The organism is Bacillus songklensis, from assembly GCF_042649685.1.
In the GTDB taxonomy this organism is placed as follows: domain Bacteria; phylum Bacillota; class Bacilli; order Bacillales; family Bacillaceae_H; genus Bacillus_BA; species Bacillus_BA songklensis.
Map to the genome: position 1 here is coordinate 66424 of NZ_JBHRZT010000070.1, position 21252 is coordinate 87675.

At 39.5% G+C, this 21252-nt stretch carries 16 protein-coding genes; 3 read left to right on the forward strand and 13 right to left on the reverse strand.

Annotated features, from left to right (window positions below):
• The first annotated feature begins 27 nt into the window (after positions 1-27).
• Entirely contained in the window at positions 28-1569 is a 1542-nt protein-coding gene (locus ACFOU2_RS18525; RefSeq protein WP_377917760.1) for an FAD-dependent oxidoreductase, read from the forward strand.
• Positions 1570-1764: 195 nt separating this feature from the next.
• Here the strand turns inward: ACFOU2_RS18525 and ACFOU2_RS18530 are convergent, their stop codons facing one another.
• Genes ACFOU2_RS18530 through ACFOU2_RS18540 form a run of 3 tightly spaced genes read right to left on the reverse strand, consistent with a single transcriptional unit; the run spans position 1765 to position 3796 of the window.
• Positions 1765-2205, reverse strand: a complete 441-nt coding sequence (locus ACFOU2_RS18530) for a DUF2935 domain-containing protein (protein WP_377917762.1) — start codon at positions 2203-2205, stop codon at positions 1765-1767.
• Entirely contained in the window at positions 2159-2383 is a 225-nt protein-coding gene (locus tag ACFOU2_RS18535) for a hypothetical protein (RefSeq protein ID WP_377917764.1), read from the reverse strand. The genes ACFOU2_RS18530 and ACFOU2_RS18535 overlap by 47 nt, the downstream gene beginning before the upstream one ends.
• A gap of 6 nt (positions 2384-2389) precedes the next feature.
• Positions 2390-3796 carry an alanine/glycine:cation symporter family protein gene (locus ACFOU2_RS18540; RefSeq protein ID WP_377917848.1) on the reverse strand — a complete coding sequence of 469 codons (1407 nt, stop codon included), beginning with the start codon at positions 3794-3796 and terminating at the stop codon, positions 2390-2392.
• 565 nt (positions 3797-4361) lie between these two features.
• Here ACFOU2_RS18540 and ACFOU2_RS18545 point away from each other — a divergent pair.
• On the forward strand, positions 4362-4829 hold the full coding sequence (locus tag ACFOU2_RS18545; protein ID WP_377917766.1) for a DUF2243 domain-containing protein: 468 nt from the start codon (positions 4362-4364) through the stop codon (positions 4827-4829).
• A gap of 135 nt (positions 4830-4964) precedes the next feature.
• Here ACFOU2_RS18545 and ACFOU2_RS18550 read toward each other — a convergent pair whose 3' ends face one another.
• The 7 genes from ACFOU2_RS18550 to ACFOU2_RS18580 all read right to left on the reverse strand — a co-directional run bounded on the left by ACFOU2_RS18550 (position 4965) and on the right by ACFOU2_RS18580 (position 17204).
• Positions 4965-7766 carry a dynamin family protein gene (locus tag ACFOU2_RS18550; protein WP_377917768.1) on the reverse strand — a complete coding sequence of 934 codons (2802 nt, stop codon included), beginning with the start codon at positions 7764-7766 and terminating at the stop codon, positions 4965-4967.
• A 486-nt stretch (positions 7767-8252) separates the two neighbouring features.
• On the reverse strand, positions 8253-8663 hold the full coding sequence (locus ACFOU2_RS18555) for an NUDIX hydrolase (RefSeq protein WP_377917769.1): 411 nt from the start codon (positions 8661-8663) through the stop codon (positions 8253-8255).
• The gene (locus ACFOU2_RS18560) at positions 8660-10501 is read right to left on the reverse strand and encodes a 2-aminoethylphosphonate aminotransferase (RefSeq protein ID WP_377917771.1); all 1842 of its coding nucleotides are present in this window, start codon (positions 10499-10501) and stop codon (positions 8660-8662) included. Before ACFOU2_RS18560 ends, ACFOU2_RS18555 begins: the two co-directional genes overlap by 4 nt.
• Entirely contained in the window at positions 10494-11624 is a 1131-nt protein-coding gene (gene aepY / locus ACFOU2_RS18565) for a phosphonopyruvate decarboxylase (RefSeq protein ID WP_377917773.1), read from the reverse strand. Before aepY ends, ACFOU2_RS18560 begins: the two co-directional genes overlap by 8 nt.
• Positions 11621-13141 (reverse strand): phosphoenolpyruvate mutase, encoded by a 1521-nt coding sequence (gene aepX, locus ACFOU2_RS18570; protein ID WP_377917776.1) that lies wholly within the window; start codon positions 13139-13141, stop codon positions 11621-11623. Before aepX ends, aepY begins: the two co-directional genes overlap by 4 nt.
• Before the next feature lie 19 nt (positions 13142-13160).
• Positions 13161-14570: a Mur ligase family protein gene (locus tag ACFOU2_RS18575; protein WP_377917778.1), complete on the reverse strand. Its 1410-nt coding sequence runs from the start codon at positions 14568-14570 to the stop codon at positions 13161-13163.
• A 21-nt stretch (positions 14571-14591) separates the two neighbouring features.
• Positions 14592-17204, reverse strand: coding sequence for a putative amidoligase domain-containing protein (locus tag ACFOU2_RS18580; protein WP_377917780.1), 2613 nt, complete (start codon positions 17202-17204; stop codon positions 14592-14594).
• Between the two features lie 278 nt (positions 17205-17482).
• On the opposite strand from ACFOU2_RS18580, the gene ACFOU2_RS18585 reads away from it, so the two are divergent.
• Positions 17483-18160 carry a hypothetical protein gene (locus ACFOU2_RS18585; protein WP_377917782.1) on the forward strand — a complete coding sequence of 226 codons (678 nt, stop codon included), beginning with the start codon at positions 17483-17485 and terminating at the stop codon, positions 18158-18160.
• A 227-nt stretch (positions 18161-18387) separates the two neighbouring features.
• On the opposite strand, the gene speE is transcribed toward ACFOU2_RS18585, so the two are convergent.
• From speE to rlmD, 3 genes are all read right to left on the reverse strand, one after another.
• Positions 18388-19275, reverse strand: coding sequence for a polyamine aminopropyltransferase (gene speE, locus ACFOU2_RS18590; RefSeq protein ID WP_377917784.1), 888 nt, complete (start codon positions 19273-19275; stop codon positions 18388-18390).
• A gap of 247 nt (positions 19276-19522) precedes the next feature.
• The gene (locus ACFOU2_RS18595; protein ID WP_377917786.1) at positions 19523-19753 is read right to left on the reverse strand and encodes an excisionase family DNA-binding protein; all 231 of its coding nucleotides are present in this window, start codon (positions 19751-19753) and stop codon (positions 19523-19525) included.
• Positions 19754-19830: 77 nt separating this feature from the next.
• On the reverse strand, positions 19831-21213 hold the full coding sequence (rlmD, locus tag ACFOU2_RS18600; RefSeq protein ID WP_377917788.1) for a 23S rRNA (uracil(1939)-C(5))-methyltransferase RlmD: 1383 nt from the start codon (positions 21211-21213) through the stop codon (positions 19831-19833).
• Positions 21214-21252 lie beyond the last annotated feature (39 nt).

Below are 21252 nucleotides of genomic sequence, written 5' to 3' on the forward strand. Positions count from 1 at the left end.
GATAGATGATTGATAGGAGGAAGAACCATGAATTCGGATGACAAATCAAAAAAAGAGATGCCCCAATACCCCAATCCATATTGGAGAAACTCAGTCTCATTGCCCTCGTTTCCCAAACTGAATGAAAACATAAGAGTAGATATTGCCATAGTGGGAGGAGGCATCACCGGCATTACGACCGCTTACCTTCTTGCAAAAGAGGGAATGAAAGTGGCAGTGATTGAAGCAGGGAGCATTTTAAACGGCACGACCGGCCATACTACTGCAAAAATAACCGCCCAACATGACCTTATTTATGATGAATTAATTAGCCATTTAGGAAAAGAAAAAGCCAAACTCTACTATGAAGCGAGCAACGAAGCTCTTCATTTCATCAAAAACAAGGTAAGTGAATACAGTATAGACTGTGACTTCAGCCACGAAGACGCTTACTTATATGCTACCTCCCCAAAATACAGAATGAAAATCGAAAAAGAATATGAAGCTTATCAAACACTGGGGATTGACGGCGGACTATTAGACAGTATCCCTTTTGAGATTCCGATAGAAGCGGCTCTTGTGATGAAGGGACAAGCCCAGTTTCATCCGCTCAAGTATTTAGCCAGCCTTGTCGGGCAAATCACCCAGTCTGACGGTAGCATCTATGAAAATACGACAGCGATAGATATTGATGAGGGGAGTGAGCCAACGGTTATAACAAGAGATGGACATCGAATATCTTGTAATTTTGTCATCTCTTGTTCTCACTTTCCTTTTGATGATGGAAAAGGATTTTATTTTGCCAGAATGTATGCGGAACGATCTTATGTACTCGGAGTCAAGACAGAAAAAGAGTATCCCGGCGGTATGTATTTAAGCGTAGATAACCCGGTACGCTCTCTCCGTTATACGACTTTGAACGGGGAAAAGCTCGTATTAATTGGTGGAGAAAGCCACAAAACGGGTCAGGGAATGGATACGATGAAACACTATGAAGCGTTGGAATCGTTTGGAAATGAGGTTTTAGGCATCAAGGAATATATGTATCGCTGGTCTGCACAGGATTTAATTACCCTCGACAAAGTTCCTTATATAGGAACCATTAGCTCGGGGCATTCCAACATTTTAGTGGCAACGGGATACCGAAAATGGGGAATGACCAATAGCACCGCCGCCTCTCTATTATTAAGGGATATCATTTTGAAACAGGATAATCCTTATAAAGATCTCTTTACACCATCGAGGTTCCAGGCAGATCCTGATGTAAAACATTTTATTACGCAAAATGCGGACGTTGCCAAACATCTTATTGAAGGAAAATTGGATTCCCCTATGAAAAACCCGGAAAATTTAACAAACGATGAAGGTGCTGTCGTCACAGTAAATGGAAAAAGAGCCGGTGCTTATAAGGATGAAAACGGCGAACTTCATATCGTGGACACTACCTGTACTCACATGGGCTGCGAACTGAATTGGAATCATGGAGATCGAACATGGGACTGCCCATGCCATGGCTCGCGCTTTTCATTCGACGGGAATATAGTGGAAGGCCCGGCCAATAAGCCTCTGAAAAAGGTTGAAGAAGCATAGAATTCCGGGAAGAGGATGGCCTCAAAGGTATAACAATTATACTTTGGGAGTCATCTTCTACAACCCCTCATAAATAACGTAACCATATTCTTCGATATACACTGGGAATTTTTTATTTTTAACACACGAAAGGACAAGCGTTCTAAAAGCTTGTCCTTTGATTTTATGATCGCATTATCCAAACTATTGCAGATGCTACTGGGGACCAGCTTGACTTCCATACAACAGAGCTTGGGCAATTCCAACAAAGTATTCGGATTCCCGAATAATGTGATCTAATACGACTTTGGCGGTCGGGTTATTACTCACTGCTTTACTTTCTGTTTTAATCTGTCGACATAATTGAATGAAGTCCAGACTTTGCTTCAAGCAGAAAGAAACAAGCTTTAATACCTGCTGATACAACTGCGTTGGAATATAGTAAGCCGAACGGGTAACCGATTCAATATAGCGGATCACTTTCTGGTGGGTTTTGGAAAGAATCGTTTCCCACTCTTTCAATGCGTCCACATACTCTTGTTCCAACCCTGTCACAAGCTCTCGAATGACGACTGTATGCTCTTCTTCTTGATGCTTCCAAAATTCCGCTTCATCTAAAATACGCAATGGCATTTGCTGCCCGTAATAAAATTGCACGTCCATCCTCCTCATTTATTTTTCCTACTTCAATGTATGGGAAAAATGGACAAGATATGCTATCTTCTTTTACTCCTTTACGCATCTGCAAAATAATCCAGCCTTCTCCTGAAACTAATTTATGACACAAACAACCCTCTGCCATAAATCCCGGCAGAGGGTTAGTTTGATTCTTCATGGGTGATTAAGAAACACGTTCTTGGTCTTTCTTATATTCATTGACCCAGTAATCTGCGTTTTTAATGCCTAGCTTTTCAGGCTCAAATATCGGATCGATCCCTTGCTTTTTCTGATTTTCGTAATCCTTCAACGCGATTAATGCAGGTTTGGCAAGAATCAGAATGGCAATGAGATTCAACCAAACCATGATACCTAAACCAACGTCACCTAAAGCCCATGCTAAAGCGGCTGTTTTGACAGAGCCGTAGAAAGTTGCTGCTAAAATGACAATTTTCAATCCTAACATAGCCCATTTACTGTTCTTCCCGCGCAGTAAGTAGGCAATATTTGTTTCCGCAATATAATAGTAAGCCATGATCGTTGTAAAGGCAAAGAAGAATAACGCGACGGCCACAAAGCCTGCACCGAAACCAGGAAGAACGGTCTCAATGGCTGCTTGTGTATATCCCGGGCCAGGCTCTACATCCCCCAAATTGTTCACAATATATGAGCCGTCAGGAGCTTGAGTATTATACATTCCAGTAAACAAAATCATAAACGCTGTTGCAGAACATACAAGCAATGTATCAATGTAAATAGAAAACGCCTGTACAAGTCCTTGTTTTGCCGGATGGGACACTTCAGCTGCCGCAGCCCCGTGCGGACCTGTACCTTGTCCAGCTTCGTTCGAGTAGACGCCGCGCTTTACTCCCCATAAAACGGCCATACCAATAAGTCCGCCGAATGCTGAATCTAATGCAAAAGCACTTTTAAAGATAAGTGCGAAAACACCCGGTAATTCTCCGATATTCATAACCATGATAATAAATGCTAAAACGATATACCCAAGCGCCATGAAAGGTACCACGTATTGAGCGACGTTTACAATGCGTTTTACCCCTCCAAAAATAATAAAGCCTAATAAAATGACAAGACCACTGCCTGTAACCGTTGTGCTGAGATCAAAGGCGTTTTCTAACCCTAATGCAATCGAATTAGATTGGACGCCGGGCATTAATATACTCATGGCAAGAAGTGCTGCTATTGCAAAAAGAACTGCATACCATTTCCATCCGGTTCCTTTTTCGATATAGTAAGCTGGGCCCCCGCGATATTGACCGTCTTGTTTCACTTTATAAATTTGTGCCAACGTACATTCAATAAAAGAAGTGGCTGCCCCAAGTAAGGCCATAACCCACATCCAGAAAACAGCTCCTGGTCCGCCGAACGCAATGGCAGTGGCAACACCTGCAATGTTACCTGTTCCAACACGGCCCGAAAGAGTGAGAGATAACGCCTGGAAAGAGGAAACCCCGGCATCAGAACTTTTTCCTTTAAACATTTGAATAATCATATCTTTTATGAGTCGAATCTGCAAAAAGCGTGTCAAAATAGAAAACAATAAGCCGACACCAAGACAAAAATAAATCATGGTTGTACTCCACAACACCTCATTCAATTTCCCAATCAGTTGCTCCAAATAAAACCCTCCTCTTTATCTGAATTTTCTACCTATTACGAATTATAAAGTAAAAGATTTCTCAAGACAATATAGATTTATGAATGAAGATTCATCGTGCCTTAACAACCGGAAGGCATCTATTCTACCAAAGCACATGGCCTCATCCCCAGCGACGAACTACAAAAAGAATCCATTTTACATTGACATTTTTCCCTTCACCTAACAATGGAAGTAACAAAATATTTAAAGTTCAAGGAGAAGCTATGGACGCGAAGGCAAAAGCTTCATATGACTTTTTGGTTCAGCATGCATCTCAAGTTACAGAGGATTGGCTAAAGTTTCAGCAAATGATAAAAGCCTTGTCGAATTACATGACAAGGTTTTTCTATGATTAATTTTTCACTCAATACGTCATTAGCTTGACGGTAAGTAACGGCAAATAAGAACTGTTGTATATTGTTTAACTATCCTGTGATTAGGGGAAAATAGTAGCAGGAAATGACTTTTAAGTACCAGAATTACCAGGAGGCAATAAATGAAACATCACCGCACTTTTTGGGGGGCTTTTCTATTTGGTGTCGGTATCATTGGGATGCTGGATGGCATCATCCTTCATCAAATCTTACAATGGCATAGTGTCTATATGCCTACAGACCGCCACAATCAAATTGTAAGTGATGGTCTCTTTCACTTGTTTGTAACAGTGGTCATTTTCATTTCAGGAATTTTATTATGGAGAAATGACCCAGCAGAAAAAATGCACCAACCCGGGAAGTTTTGGGGTGCCTTTTTATTGGGGGCAGGATCATTCAATTTTCTCGAAGGAATCATTGATCATCATCTGTTACGAATCCATCATGTCAGACCGGGGCCTGACCAGTTGTTATATGATTTGCTCTTTGACGCCTCGGGACTGCTTTTGATTGTTGTTGGGTGGTTACTATATAGGCGGAAAAACGATGGCCATTCCATTCATCGAGTTGACAGAGAAAGTGAAATGTAATTCCCTAAAAAAAGGATAGAAAAACCTATATTGGAATACTAAAACCCCCTCCTTTAAGCAGGGGGTTTTAGCTATATCATCATCTTTTTCAAGAACTGCAGCACGTTCCATATGGTTTAGATGGTAATTGAAGGTTTAAGTTGTCATTGCTTTCCCCTGGTCTCTTTCCAAAGTGGAATAGATATGATCAATATCTTCGGTTGCTTTTAGCATTAGTTCATATTGACGCAGTCTCAATTCAAAAAGTGTTAAAGGGTCGTAGTAAGTTTCCGGATTTGCTTTCATTTTGCTTAGCATATCCTGGTTTCTTTGTATTTCTGCATGAGTTTCCTCTACCGTTTGATTCAAAATGTCAGATGGCTCTTTAAAGAATATCGAGATATCCACTTCTAATGTTTTTTCAAATAAATCAAATTGCAAGAAAAATTTGTTTGCAATAGAAGCCGTCACATCATCATAATTTTCGTTTTCTAAATACTTTTTGTATTGGTTATACAGCAGCGTTTTGTTTTGCGGAAGAGCTCCAAATAATTTTCCTGCACTCTTTAACAAAAACTGTGTCGGCTTAAATCGAAGCAAAATATTCTCTTTTTCAATTTGCACTCTGCTTGTCATTCTATTAACATCTCGGCACCAATCATCGAGCACTTTAACATCACATTCCAGTTTCAATTTCTTTTCTCCGTACATATCATTAAATGTTTCGCCCATTTCCTCTAAATAAGTTCGGCCTTCATTGAGCTCCTCATTCGCTTTCCCAATCCACTCTTGAATGGAGCTGCGAAATTTAGGCAATAAATCTTGTTGTAAATAGCTCTGAATTCTTTCGTTCATCTTTTCGTTGAGCTCAAAATGAATTTGTCTGAAATCACTGTCTTCATTGATTAGGTCAGAACAACTGTGTAACAGTTTCGGAATATTTCTTGTAAGATCCTTTTTCATCTCTTCTTTGACTTTATGATAATATTCCGTCACAACACGAGTTTTCTCCTTCTCTAAATCATGAAGGTTGTTAATAAAGCCGTTTAGCCTCACTACCATATCTTCATTCCATTTGGTAGAATCAATTAAGCCGTTTTCAATTTCTGCCCGCTTCTTTAAAAGCTGCGACAACGTTTTTCGGATGAAAAACAATAGTTTTGCCGTACGTTCTTCATCTACACTTTTGCGGCCTAAAAGAAAGCCGGATTTAATAAACGCAGCCAAATCTCTTAGCTGTTGCCCGGCTGCATACAGCGAGGAATAAGAAAAAACCTTTGCGTTTGGAAAATAGGCATGGACTCGATCCCTGGTATCGTCTGCTATTCGTCTTGCTTCCGCTTCAGTATGCACCATATCGATTTTATTTAATAGGAAATGGACTGGAATGCCCGGCACTGCCTCTTGAATTCTCAATAAGATGTCCCTTTCCCTATCAGTAAAAGGTGCATGTGCATCAAGAACAAACAGCAAACCATCAGCTACAGGCAAAAACTCAAACACTTCATCTCTTTCATGACGGTTTCCTCTAAAGCCTGGAACATCAATAAATGAACAGTTGTTTTCATCTAAAAATCGGCATGGTATCTTCAATTCGATACATGTTTCTTTCACATCCGATTGACCGCTTGCTGCCGCCATGCCATGAAGATCAGAGAGGTTTGGAATAGCCTTTACTTCCTTCTCTGATATTTCGTTGACTTCCGTCTCATTACTGTGAACCACAACTACAGTTGAATCTATTTCTCCTAGTATGTTTTCTCCGAGCATAGAGTTAACAAAGGAAGATTTTCCATTCCCCTGTAGTCCTGCTATTAAAAGATATTTTTGTGTTAAATCTGAAAGCAGGTGAGCCTGCCATTTAAATTTATGTCCTACTTCTAAATCATTATCCTGGGCCCATTTGATAATAGATTCACAAAGCTTAAGGCTATATTGTAAGCCATCGATATCATTCTTGGAATTAAAGATTCGGGTTTCAGCATCCCTGACTGCCAATGAGCTTATAGAAGAAGAAAAGTTTTCGCACCATGCCAGCACTGCCGCAGATGGAAATAAAGCACGCGATTCATTGGTTATTTTCAACCAATTCGTTAAAAGATTCGGAATGACATCATGCAGCTCTCTCATAGCATACTGCCCCTCAATCAATTCACAATACGCTTCCTGATAAAGAACGGAAATCTCCTGCCAATAATCGTATAATTCCACCTCAATATTCAAGAAAATATCATTAATCGTTTTAATCCATGACAAATAAGATTTTTGATGTTTATAGCTGTGCCAAAGTGACGAAACGACTTTCTTAAAATGTACTTGATCAACTCTATAAAATGTAATGAGCACTTGATAAAAATAATCCGGTGCAAGGGACTTCGTATACCCTTTATCAATATATGCTTTTAGGATCTCAAACCATTTTAATGACTCAGTTCGAACCGATTCATTAACGGCAAGCTCAACGGCGCTGTCCCAATCCTCCTGCTCTTCATAGAAAGTACGGGCAAGCTCCGTGACATTGGGATAATCCGGATTCGAAGAAACGGCTCTTTTGATAACCTCATAAGCGGAATCGAGCTTGTTCTGTTCGATGTAAAGAGAAAATAACTGTAATGCCACCTCGGCGGTAAGTATCCCGCATTCTGCATTAATAGATGTATAAATGTCTTCGGCAATTGACAACAATCCAAGCTCATAATAAGAATCCGCAATATTCTTTTTTGCCCACAGTTCCAGCTCACTATTAACATTCTCCCATTTAAAAATAGCTGCTTCAAAATCCTTGTTATGATAATAAATCTCACCTTGTGCAAAACGAATATAAGATAAATCATATAGCTCGTTCTTTTGCTCCTCCAGAAATGCCTCTCCAAGCACTTGAATAGGATGATTTGTTTCATTTTCCTGTATAAATGTTTCATAATACGTCTTTTGGATTAGTTGTTTTTCTAATGACATTTTTCTCCTCCGCTGTATATATAAGTTCATTTTAATGCAAAAGTGCTACCAATATTCCTTTATTCTTTCGCAAGTTCTGACCTTTCCGGTCTCTTCGTATTATTCTAACAGAAATAGTCCTGCAGAAAATCTCACTTTCTCTTCATTTTTTCGATCATATCTAGATTGCAAGCCCTATACGGCATCATTCAAAATAGAATGGAAATGCACTGGCATCCCACTTTAGTAACAAACTCGTTTTTCCCATGCAACAATTGGCAGAAATCAAAATACCAGCACAAAATCATGATTGCTGGAATTTTTTGTTGATATAAAGCGTCGGAGACAATTGTGAATTTAAGAGAACAACAGGAAGCTCTTATTTAGTTCTGCCATCACAAGAAGGGCAGCCCCTTTATTATACAATTCTTCAAAAATCGAAGTGGCTAACCCCATTCCTTCAGCCAGGTCAGTTCCCGGTCCAAGTTCTCAACTCTCCAACACTTCTTATTTTTCAATAAAAAAAGGGATTTCTTTTTCCTTTAGGCACCGAACGATTCTATCCCTGAATTTTCCCAATGTGATCATACTCATCGCCTCATCAAAGGTAAAGTAACCCACGTCTTGATTTTCATCAGAAGCGGCAAATTTTCCGCTAACAGGTGTACCTTTAAATATAACCACACAAGTTGATTTCGCAACATCTTGTTCGATTCCTAAAAAATTGGTCAGCTGAATGTCGATTCCAGACTCTTCCTTTACTTCTCTTATTGCTGCCTCTTTTATTGATTCACCGATTCCCACAAATCCTCCGGGAAACTCCCATCCTCTTTTATAACTCTTTACTAGAAGGAATTTATGATCCCGATTCATCACCATAACCGCTACTGCTAATTTGTGACTTAAGATTTCATTCACCCCCCTTTCGATCCCTCAAGATATTGTTCAAGAAGGAGGATAAACACTTCCATGTCTTTATATGTGATATCACCAATATTCGCTACTCGAAAGGTGCCTAGCATGTCAACTTTACCAGGGTAAATCGTAAAGCCTTCCCTATAAAAAAAATCATGCATTTTATTAAATTCATAGTTTTGATAAGAAGGTTCGATTATAGATGTGATAATTTTGGAATGATGTTTCTTTGGAACTAAATGAGTCAATCCAAGCCGGGTGATTCCTTCAATTAAAGTATCCCACGATTTTGAATAGCGTGCATATCTGTTCTGGATTCCTTCCCACTGAGTTTCTATAATGGCCTGCTTTAAGGCATAAAGAGTCTGTACAGGGGGAGTAAATCGCATTTGTTTGGTCATTTTGAAATTATGGTACTGGTCGTATAAATGAAGATATAGATTTCGAGGTTTAATCTGACGTGTTTTTTCCAAATGATCTTTCCGGGCAACAACAAACGATACTCCTGCCATTCCTTGAAGGTTTTTATTAGAACTTGCAGCAAGATAACAAATATTCATCTTTTTCATATCAATCGGAATCCCAGCAAATGAACTCATGGCGTCAACAATCATTAAGATATTATTCTTTCTACATAATTCTCCAACAGCTTCGATATTATTAAGAAGACCTGTTGTGGTCTCGCAATGAACGAGCGCAAGATAAGAAACTTTTTGAGGAGCATTTTGAACAAAAAGCTCTAGATGATTGAGATCGATAACGTTGTCAACAGGACTTTCATATTCCAGATAATTTAGTCCATAAATCTCAGCAATTTTACACATGCGCTTACCATATGCGCCATTATTAACAATCACTACAGCATCCTGACCAATAACCGAACTTAATACTGATTCCACTGCTGCCGTTCCGGAGCCACCGAATAATACGGTAGTATACTCTTCAGGATTAGCAACAAACTTTGTTAGTTCAGTGGAGATAAATTCCATGATCTGGCCAAACTCTTTTTCCCTTGGACAAATATCTGGTATGACTTGGGCATATTTTACAGTATCCGTCGTTGTTGCCGGTCCAGGATTCAATAATATATTTCGTTTAACAGATGTTTGAATGCTTTCGCGTGCTTTGATGATCGGAGAAATAATATTAACTGCTCTCGTCCAGTGATTTTCGTCATCAACTTCGCACCATACTAAATCACTCAGTTTATGAACATATAAAGCTACTTCCTTAGAAATTCCAACGAGCCCGTCCTCGTAATCAATATTCCCTCTTGTTTGAAAAACCTTTTTTACATAGGTACACATTTTTTGAAATGTGGGATAGGAGAGTTTTGTTAAACCAACCAATTCTGCGTAGATGCTGTTCAGATCCTCTTGTTTTTTTGACATATTTACAAGGTAATGATTTTCATCCGTTTCTATATAAACCTCATCACCAGTATGAGTCAACTTACTTGCCAATATCACGTCCGACCTTTTATTTTCTATTAATGTCTGCAAAGCAACTTTTTCATAAATCAAGTCCGACTCTAATAATAAAAAGTCCTCCTTAATATAGTCCTTTAACTGATAGAGGGTGAGCATACTTCCAGTTGTTTCGTATTTTGGATTGTAGATACATTGAATTTGCGGATATTTAAAAGCTAACTTCTCATACGCTTCTCTCATATACCCTGTTCCGATAAAAATTTTACTAATCCCCATTTCTAACAATTTGGAGATGGAATTTTCAATAATAGGCTTTTCATCGATCATCAAAAATCCCTTCGGACGATTTCCTGTCCATTCACGAATTCTACTCCCCATTCCTGCCGCTAAAATAACTGCAGTCTTAATCATCCAAAAACACCTGCAATCTTTCTTTGACCTCGTGAGGTTTTATGTTTGGGCGTCCAAGCCCCTTTTTGGAACCCTTTGCTATTTTCAAATATAAAAATGTTAGTTTTGGATGCTGCTTCCAACTTTTAATGCACTTTTCTAATTCTTCTAGGTTATGAACATAAATCGAGTGCGCGTAACCGCAAGAAGCTGCTACGTCCACGAAATTGACATTATGGGAAACTGTGTGTTGCCCCCCTGTGGAATCATGTATGTGATTATCCAGAAGAATATGAAGTAAATTGGGAGGAGAATAGTGGCCATTGGTCGCCAAATTACCCATACGCATGAGTAAAGAACCGTCACCATCCAAGGCAATGATCATCTTTTCCGTCCTAGTTAAGGCCAATCCTAGTCCGAGTGAACTAACGCATCCCATGGAACCTACCATATACAAATTATTACATGCATCTTCTAGTTCATAAAGTTCCCGTCCCGTTTTTCCTGTGGTTGCCAGTTGGATGGTTTCACTATCCTTCAATGAATTAATCATTCGTAATGCTTCGTATCGTGATGGCAGCTGGTCATCCGTCACTTTTTCCCGTTTCACAATAGTTATGGATTTTTTCATCTGTTTTTCCACAAGTACAACCGGTTCGAATGTCCCTTTTTTTACGATAAAGAAGTAGGATTCATTATTTTCTATGCATTGATTGGCCCGTTCCAATTGTCTTCTAACTTCCTCAAAGTCGGAAGATAGATATTCCCATTTTATTTTCATGATGCTTAGCATTTGTGGTGTGATTTGTCCCATCAATTCGTGCTGCGGCTCATCTGAAAGCCCAGGTTCCCCGCGAAGACTAACAAAGCCAAGAATGGGAATTTGAAATGGGTAAATGAGTGATACCAAAGGTGATACAGCATTAGACAACCCGGAATTTTGCATTAAAACGACAGCCTTTTTGCCACCGATAGCTGCTCCAGCGGCAATGGCCACAGCTTCTCCCTCATTGGAAGCCGTTACGTATTCGCACTCATTGATGGCAAAGTTAATTAGATCCTTTAGATACGAACAGGGAACACCACTATAAAATTCAAAACCTATCCTTTTTAGTTCAGCCCCGAATATCGTTGTGTTGATCATTTTTCTTCACCGTCTCTTTGGATCTTCCTAAAGGTTTCAATATTCAGCCATGATCCTTTAATATATTTAACGGCAATTGGATGGATTGGCAGGATATGATTGAAAAGATCAGCCAAAGTAAGCTGTTTAAAATCTTCATTCTCTGCTAACTCCTCCAAAGCTTCTTTTACAACATTGGTTCCTTTCCCCGAAACTTTCCAAAGACCGATAAACTCTCCATGAATATTTGGGGTATCCGGCTTGCTTGATATTTGCATCAAGTCTACTGTTTTGGAATACAGCATTTTCGAATATGGAATTTTTGCCGTAATAAAATATTTCGGGGGACCTTTCAACTCATAATCAGCATCTACAACAATTGTGATGTCGCTCTCCTCATCCATTAGCTCAGTAAGGACATGAGTTTTATAGATGATGTCACTGCAGCTTATTATGGTATTCTCCCTTATTTTGTCTTTAGCCGTGTAAAGGGAATATAACTCTCCACTATCAGCAGGATCGCCGCCATCTATCTCTCTTGCCTGAGGACCTCCTGTTTTAACAATGTCTTTCAATCCAAGCGTTTTTAGTTGACGGATTTGCTCCATTATTAAAGGTTGATTCTCCGGTTGTCTTACTAGAATAATAGAATTCGTTTTCTGTTCGGAAGAGCGCAGATAGATTTGCTCCGCTGCGGCAAGCTCTTCCGCTCCTTGAAGTCGAAACACTTCTTCCAATGGAGAAACACCCCCTTCCACATTTAACAGACTTTCATCTTGGTAAATTTGACTTGATATTTTTTGCATCGCCTTGATCGATGCCCGTAGGTTATGATTGGCCCAAATGATCAAACTAATACCTAAATCCCGAAATCGATCGGTTGGAACTGAATAATATTTTGTCGGAACAATAACAACCGGAAGTCTTCCGCCCCATTCCTTCATAAAGGCTTCGATTTCTACGGCATCGGATCGTTTGCTGTGAATAAGGATGGCATCAGTCCCGGCTTTTCGATAAGCCTCTGCACGTTTCAAAGCCTCCTCCAGTCCCCAGCCTGCAATAAAAGCTTCCACTCTCGAAATCACGACAAAGTCATCATCTACCTGACTATCTTTCATTGCTTTGATCTTTCCGCAAAATTCATTAATATCGGCAAGCGGCTGTGCTTCGCCCCTAATAAATGAATTCGTTTTCGGAAATAGTTTGTCTTCAATGCAAACCCCGGCAATATGGCGCTGTTCGAGCTTTTTAACCAATCTCCTGGCATTATTAAAGTTACCGTAACCTGTGTCACCATCAAGAAGAATTGGTATCGATGTCGCATCACTCATAAACTCCAAAACTTCCAGTACTTGCGTCCATGAAGCCTCGTTGTTATCTCGGACACCCATTGTAGCTGAAATGGATAAACCGCTTGCCCATATCCCTTTGAATCCTGCTTCTTCCACGATTTTCGCAGACAAAGCATTATGAGCTTCCATGATGGACTCTAGCTGTTTACTATTAATCAAGTTTCTCAGCTGTGTAGTTTTCCTCATTGCCATTCCCCTTGCTTTTTTACTCATCGTTTTCCGGGATGAGTTTTTTTCTTAGCTCTTTAAAGGTTGATTTCTTCATAACACGATGGGTAATTTTTAGAAGTATCTTCGTATTTTCATCTAAGTGAGGACGCAAAATTTCATATACCTCATCACCTGTATGACAAAAATGAACACTGTTTTGATCCATTCCAAACTTTAAAGCTGCTCTCCCAATTTCTTCTGCTTCTTCTCCTACGACGATAAGTAAGTCGATATTTGTCTCCACAGCCTTTTTTCCCATTTCTTCATATTGTTTCATCGCATACGGGCCTTCTCCCAGTTGGGGCATATAACCTAGAAGGGCGATTGATTTTTTTCCTTTTGAAACATCCTTGAGTACTTGGAGCGCTGCAGCCATAGAAAGAGGAGAAGAATTCCATGTATCATCAATCACCGTACATCCTTTTATTCCTTTTTTAAACTCTAAATGTTCTTCCACCTGTTCAAATGAAGCTAACCGCTTTATGGAAACCGGGATTTCTATACCTACATACGATGCGGCCGCTATTGCAGCAAGGGCATTATAGACATTGTGCCCGCCGTATCCGGGTACAAAGACTTCATAAAACCTTCCTTCATGCTCCAAGGTGAAATTCATGCCTCCTTCAGCATACTGGATATTCTTTGCCCGAAAATGGCAACGATCACTCTTGCCAATATATACGACTCTATGAAAATGACGGGTATCCACCACTTTTCTAATATTTTCATCATCCTCATTCAAAATGAGCGTTCCGTGTTCAGGATCTAATCCTTCCACGATTTCCGCTTTCGCTTTCATATATTCTTCAGGTGTTTCACAATCAGCCAGATGATGAACCCCGATATTTAACAAAATTCGGATTTGAGGTTGGAAATACTTACAAGCAACCCTCAAATAACCTGGATAAGCAACCGGCATCTCAAAGACAGCCACTTCTGTTTCATCATCAATACCAGTCAAATACCGCAAATTGACGGACATGGAATTCATGCTCATCCAGGTGGCCTTCACTTTATAATCTTCGCGGAGAATTTGGCGGATCATCTCTTTGGTTGTCGTTTTTCCACAAGTTCCCGTTACACCGATGACGGGGATATCAAAAAGACTTCGGTAATATTCGATAAACTTCCAATAAGCTTCTTCTAAATGATCAGTTTTAATAAGAGTGATTTGATTTCCTAGTTCTGTACATAAATCAGGTTTATCTGTTACGATCACAATGGAATGATTTTGCTTCCAATACTTACCTCTAATTCGTTCTCTATCCATATGAAACACCAATGTGTGATCATTAATATCCTTTTTTGAATAATTCATGACATGTTTAATTAATGGATTTCCTGACCCTTGAAGGACATCCCCCCCAATTTGCTTGAGGATTTCTTGTAACGTTAAGTTTTTCACGTAAAATCACCTTACTTTTTATTATTTATTTTCTTCTTCATAACCTGCCAGCAAAGCTGCGTAATTGAGCAGACGGATGCCAGCCAAAGTGCGCAGTTTATACGCTTTGATCTGTGAAAACAAGTTGTCGGGCTTCGCATTAATTTCAAGCAGCTTAACTGAATTGTACTGGTCTATGCATAAATCTACCGCCAACTCTCCAAAGGCACCAATTTTCTCTTCTATAGTTGTAACGATATTTCGAGAGATTTTCTCCAGTTGGTTAGTGACATTGCGTCGATCTGTTGGATCAGGGTACAAGTTATTTAGTACTTTGCTTAAACGCATGTTCGTTTCCGATGCTTCTGTCAACACATCCTCATTTGTGAGACGGGCCACCATACCTGTTCTATACCAAATTTGTTTTTGAGTTTTTTGCATATAGACACGTATCTCCAAATTTTTTCCGTTGTACTTTTTCCTCTGGATTCCCTCTTGAACAAGATAAGGGTTGTTTTTCAGCAGAGGAGACAGCAGGGTAAATAACTCTTCTATATAATTAAGCTGATGGAATGTTTTTTGATTGAAATCCAACCAAAAGATTCCCGTAGGTCGACGGATTACCCGAATTACTCCCTTGCTTAAAGCCCCGCCTAATGGTTTTAAAAAGATTTCTCCATAGCTATCGAGCATTTCTGTAATATCATTAGGGTGTTCGAGTAAACGGGAATCCGGGAGATATTTTTTATGCTCTCTAGCGAGAAGCTGATGGGTCTCCCATTTGTTACCTGTCAAATGAAATAAGATCGGTGGATTGATAAAGGGAATTTTATAAACTGATTGAAGCTTGGTTCGGACTTCATCTATGTCAACATTTTTTTCGCCACCCAGAAAATAGCGATCATAGATGACTGCCGGAAAAGGGAAAAGCTCGTCACCTTGGAGCGATGTTCCTTTAATCACTTTTTGATCCCAGTCAATGTCTTGAGGTTCAAAGACATATACAAGCATTTGCTTTTCATTTGCAAGCCGACATAAGTGTTGAAAATAGGTAGTTTGTCTTTCAAAAGGACGGGTAGCGAGGATTCCGACAATAGGCCCCAGGGTAATTACTCCATTTGTAGATGATAATTTTGGACACCAATCTTTCGGTAGAGATAATTTTTCGCGCAGGGATTTGGAAAGATGTACCATATTTGAATTTCGAAATGAGAATGGATAAGCGTGAATGATGGCCGGTGAAATTGCTTTTCCTGCACAAATAGTTGCAGACTGTCCCTCTTTAAGGTTATATTTTAGTCTCGTCTTTTTCGGAATCTGGATAATGTGTCCTCGATCATATGATTTCTTAGGAATCGTCATCTCCCAGTTCCGGCGAATATCACTTGCCTCACTATAGGGATATCCTTTTTCAATTACTTCGAATAGAAAAGATAATTCACTCTCATATTGGGAATAACTAGAGGTTTTCATGAGCCTGGCTTTTATATCTCCCCACAGCTGTTTGAGAAAAATTTGATTTCCCTGGTAGTAAGCCCGTTGAACAAGTGGATGAAATACGAATTCACTCTTTAATTCATGATGATGTGCAGCGACTAACCGGGCAAGACACAAAATAGATATTGTAAGTTTTGGGTCAATGATCCATGAACTTAAGGATAAATATTCAAACCCATACTCCTTTACACGATAGCGCCCTAACCCGCCGTGTTTTGTTCTCCTTCTGATCTTAGCCGTCCTGGGGTCTTCTATCATCGCTGCAGGGATAGCAAGATAATGGTCAAGAGCCCTTAATAGGGATAAAGAATGAGGCATTCCAAAATGGATATGTCCTCCACATTGATATCCTGAAAAAGGCATGCTGCCTGCATGAAATTGGATGTTTTCATAAGGTACCTTTTCTGATGATTCTAATATCAACTTTTTTATATTCCCAAAAAGTTCCAGCGGTGATTCCGCTTGTTCCGGTCTTAGTTCTGCCAACGCATATTCACCACTATCTTGTTCGATTTGCCTCTCATCACATCCAATGGCTCCCTTAATAGGAAAGAAAGTGGATGCAGGTAAAAGTTCATCATCACAACTCAACATAAACTCAATGTCTGCACCCATAGTGAAGGGGAGTTTTGGTGTAATGTCCGGTTCTGAATAAGGAATCTCCGAAGAATTAATATCCGTTACAATTACTGATCCGCTCGCTAACATTCCAATTTTTACAAAACCATTAGTAAGACCCGTTACGTAAAGCGCCCGAATGGCAATGTTCAACCAGTCTGTTGGAATACTCGTACTATCTATAAATTCCCAGCTCCAGCCAAATGCTTCGGTTCGAATTGGCACTTCATTGAATATTACCTGTTGACCTACAGCTATTTGAATTCTTTTTACGTTAAGCGCTTGAACTTCCAAACGATACTCCTTTTCGATTACATAGAGTTTTGTAAAATAATCATATCCTTCATCCATCGCTTGATCCTGTGTATTTATAATAAAAATATCTTTTCCTACGTGATGACCGTACTTTCGGCCTATGATAGGATACGCACAGGTTTTGGGATCAACCAGTTCAACGGATGGTACATTATTTAAATTAAGGGTTTGCAACATTAATTCTTTATCTGATAACATACAGAATCGCTCTCTCATCGGATCCATATGTAAAACCTCCAATTTAGATAATCTTCAAAAGCTTTCTTCCGTTCATACTATACAAAAAGTTAATTAGTTAATTAATAATATATTATAAATATCCAAATAAGTTTCCTGTGTGTTTATCCCGGTTAAGCCCATATAAGGATAGAAAGCTTTGTTGACTTTAAAGAGAGGGTATATATTTCTTATCAAATTACTATAATGTTTCACAAATTCCATTTCGCTTGCATTTGTTATTATGGAGGGACATGATTGGGGACGAAATAAAGGAGGAATGACCGATGCCATTGAAATTTATTCATCAAAACTACTTGAAATATAACAAAGGCAAAGGATTTATATGCTGTCACGTCGATGCCTTACATGCTACGCCGCCTGCAGCGGATTTATTTACCGACAAAATTGTGGAGAATCTAATAAAAAAAACAGGATGTGCTGGTATTGTTGGTACAGTATCGAGAAATCATGCTGATTTGAATAGAAGCCCTAATGGTGACAATGATGAAGGTATAAAAGAATATAGAAATGCCATTAAAGATATCCTTGAATTTTTAGACATATTAGATCATGTTAACAACCATTTAACACAACCTTATCTACATTTATCTTTTCATGGTATGAAGGATATTCATCACGGACCTTATGCTATTGAAGTTGGAACAGTCCATGGACAATCGTGTTCGATGGAAATTAGAAGTTGGTTCGAGGAAATCTTAACGAAGAAGGCCCTAGAAATTATACCCGAAATAGAAGTAGTATTTGATAAAAAATTTATTGGCAACAAGTCCATTGTTTTTCATAGACTAGGAGACGGAAAGGGGTATTCGGGATATCATCATAACTTTAATACTTTTCAAATCGAGTTATCCCGAACAGTTCGAAGTAAGCACTGTTCTAAAATAGTTGATATATTTTCCCGAATTATAAATGATTTCCAAACAACATTTGTGATCAATTAATCACCAACAACCATTTATTGCCCGTTACATAGGGAACCATTTATTCTTAAAGGGAGAGCGGTTAAAAGACCACCGCCCTTTTTCTTTTAATTGCATAAAATAAACCTCGCTTCACGGACAAACTCTCTTATTTTATTAATCGTTTCTAAGAAGAAGCTATTGACTGAGTTGGCAGGATATTAGACGGAAAGAGGCAGAACGTTTGTCCCTTTTTCAAGTTGATTACCTTAAGGAGTCCCTTCATCCACTATATTTTTCACGTATTTCGGCAAAACAAAAGAAGCAAGAAAAATCTCAGGGTCAATATATTGAGTATCCTTGTGTTGCAACTTGTTGAGATCTGCCTGAAGAGGATCCCATTTCTTGGAGGCAATTGTGAAACTCCAAATACCACAAGGAAAGATTGGTATAGAGACCAAGTACGGACGGACAATGGGGAATAAATCCCTCAAGTTTTTCACAGTATTTTTTAGAGTAGAAATGTTATAGTAGGGGGAGCCTGACTGAAAGGCAACAACGCCGTCATTAGTAAGACAATCATAGACATATTGGTAAAAATCCGGTTTAAATAACTTGGCTCCCGGTCCAGCTGGATCTGGTCGGTCAATAATAAGGACGTCATAGCTTCCTTTATTCTCCTGAATCCAATCGAGACCATCGCGATGGATCATGTGGAATCTTTGATCGTTTTCATAATAAGAGGAAGGAGTTAACCACATCCGACATACCTCTGTAACCCGTTGATCAATTTCCACTACATCGATTTGTTCAATCCCTGCATATTTCATCGCCTCACGTGCAGGGCCACAATCTCCTCCGCCAATCATGGCCACCTTCTTCGGATCTGGATGGGTCACGATGGGAATGTGACTAATCATTTCATTATAAATAAATCCCTCATTTGTTGATATTTGCGGTGTTCCATCCAATATAAGCATTTTTCCAAAACCTTTCGTATCGACAATACTAATTTCTTGGAATGGGGATTGCTCATAATGGAGTAAGGTTTTTATTTTATAGCCAGCTTTTAATCTAGCATTTGCGACATAATTCCATATCCAAAGAACTCCATTATCATCTTTCTTATATCTAGAAAGAGAATTTCGATCTGTCATCCTTTTCACCCCCTATTTCAAAACTTCATTTTCTATATAAAGTATGAAATATTCCCATGCCTTGACATACTTCAATAGCACAAATTCATGGCGTCTGATTTCGAGTCGGAATCAAACCGAAATACAGTTTACATACGTAACCGCACCTTAATTTTCATCCGCGACCGGTAGTGAACAGTACCTATCAAAATTGATAAACAGTTGGATCAGAAAAAAGGAGAGATGAAGTGTGACAGGAGTGTTAAACTTAATCCTCATCCTTCACGTCCAAATCTTCTGGAATTGGTTCATTGAGCATTTCTTCCACTAGTTTTTTGTACTTTTCCATTTGTTCCAAATGCGTATTGAATTGCTCCTTATAAATCAAATACTTCTCTCCATCATGGATAGCACGGATTCGCTTTTGCCGTATGAGGCTTTCAATATACGACTCCGACGCAGATAAAAACTCGGCGGTCTCTTTAACGGTCAAATACAATGACTTCACTCCTTGGTCTTCAAGTTGGTCGTAACAGGCAAAATGGAGTGAATAGAACAATCACTCCATTAAGAAACTCATTCATCTTCTTTTAGTTGCAGCACGGCTACCGACTCCACATGCAGCGTATGTGGAAACATATCAACAGGCTGCACCTGTACGGTTTTATACCCGCCGTCCTCTAAAATCCGAAGATCGCGGGCAAGTGTAGCCGGATTACAGGATACATACACCACCCTTTTCGGCTTCATGTCAATGATGGTTTGCAGCAGGGCTTCATCACAGCCTTTCCTTGGCGGATCAACAACGATGACATCTGCTTTAATACCTTTATCATACCAGTCAGGAATAACTCTTTCCGCTTCTCCTACTTCAAACTCAACATTCGTCATGCCATTTAATTTCGCATTGCGTTTTGCGTCTTCAATCGCCTCAGGAACAATTTCAACACCATATACTTTTTTCGCTTTTTGCGCAAGGAAAAGTGAAATGGTTCCAATGCCGCAATAGGCGTCAATTACCGTTTCCTCACCGGTCAGCTGTGCATACTCCAATGCTTTGTCATACAATACCTTCGTTTGCTTAGGGTTAACTTGGTAAAAGGAGCGTGCCGAGATAGCAAACTTGATGTCGCCGATTAAATCATAAATATATTCCTCGCCCCAAAGCACATTTGTTTTGTCACCCATGATGACATTCGTACGCTTTGAATTAACGTTTTGGACAATTGATTTCACTTGTGGGAATTTCTCGATGATTTCTTGTACAATGCTGTTCTTATGAGGCAGCTCTTCTGTTTTAGTTACGAGTACCACCATGGCCTCCCCTGTAACAAGGCCGTAGCGGGTCATAATATGGCGCAATGTACCGCGGTGTTTTTGTTCATCGTACGCACGGATATCGTATTTCCCGCAAATCTCTTTCACAGCCTGAACAATTTCATCATTTTTTTCTTGTTGAATGAGACAAGCTTCCATGTCGATAATCTCATGGCTTCGCTGTTGATAAAAGCCTGCGATAAGCCCTCCTTCTCGCTCTCCGACAGGAACCTGGGCTTTATTACGGTAGCGCCATGGATCATTCATCCCTAATACAGAATGAACGGGAACATCAGGTAAATGGCCGATGCGTGCCATTACTTCTTTCACTTGCTTTTGTTTAAAAACAAGCTGCCCTTCATAACTCAAATGCTGCAGCTGGCAACCGCCGCATTCTTTATAGATGGGGCATGGAGGAGTCATTCGATATTGGCTTTCTTCATGTATTTCCTCCAATCTCCCGAACGCATACCCTTTTTTCACTTTCATCACTTTCACTTTTCCACGCTCGCCGGGCAAAGCATTCGGCACAAAGATAGGAAAGCCTTCAACCTTCGCTACTCCTGCTCCATCATGGGTTAAATCTTCAAATGTGACATCTACATATTCATTCTTTTGAACCGGTAGTTGTTGTTTGGTCATCGTATGTTACATCCTTTTCTAAAATGCTGAACTGATTGT

What these genes read in the sequence shown, in the direction of transcription:
- aepY (WP_377917773.1), bottom strand. Translation starts at nt 11,624, where the DNA reads ATGATCAACACAACGATATTCGGGGCTGAACTAAAAAGGATAGGTTTT.
- ACFOU2_RS18525 (WP_377917760.1), top strand. Translation starts at nt 28, where the DNA reads ATGAATTCGGATGACAAATCAAAAAAAGAGATGCCCCAATACCCCAAT.
- ACFOU2_RS18585 (WP_377917782.1), top strand. Translation starts at nt 17,483, where the DNA reads ATGCCATTGAAATTTATTCATCAAAACTACTTGAAATATAACAAAGGC.
- ACFOU2_RS18540 (WP_377917848.1), bottom strand. Translation starts at nt 3,796, where the DNA reads ATGATTTATTTTTGTCTTGGTGTCGGCTTATTGTTTTCTATTTTGACA.
- aepX (WP_377917776.1), bottom strand. Translation starts at nt 13,141, where the DNA reads ATGAGGAAAACTACACAGCTGAGAAACTTGATTAATAGTAAACAGCTA.
- ACFOU2_RS18580 (WP_377917780.1), bottom strand. Translation starts at nt 17,204, where the DNA reads ATGGATCCGATGAGAGAGCGATTCTGTATGTTATCAGATAAAGAATTA.
- ACFOU2_RS18535 (WP_377917764.1), bottom strand. Translation starts at nt 2,383, where the DNA reads ATGAAGAATCAAACTAACCCTCTGCCGGGATTTATGGCAGAGGGTTGT.
- rlmD (WP_377917788.1), bottom strand. Translation starts at nt 21,213, where the DNA reads ATGACCAAACAACAACTACCGGTTCAAAAGAATGAATATGTAGATGTC.
- ACFOU2_RS18545 (WP_377917766.1), top strand. Translation starts at nt 4,362, where the DNA reads ATGAAACATCACCGCACTTTTTGGGGGGCTTTTCTATTTGGTGTCGGT.
- speE (WP_377917784.1), bottom strand. Translation starts at nt 19,275, where the DNA reads ATGACAGATCGAAATTCTCTTTCTAGATATAAGAAAGATGATAATGGA.
- ACFOU2_RS18550 (WP_377917768.1), bottom strand. Translation starts at nt 7,766, where the DNA reads ATGTCATTAGAAAAACAACTAATCCAAAAGACGTATTATGAAACATTT.
- ACFOU2_RS18560 (WP_377917771.1), bottom strand. Translation starts at nt 10,501, where the DNA reads ATGATTAAGACTGCAGTTATTTTAGCGGCAGGAATGGGGAGTAGAATT.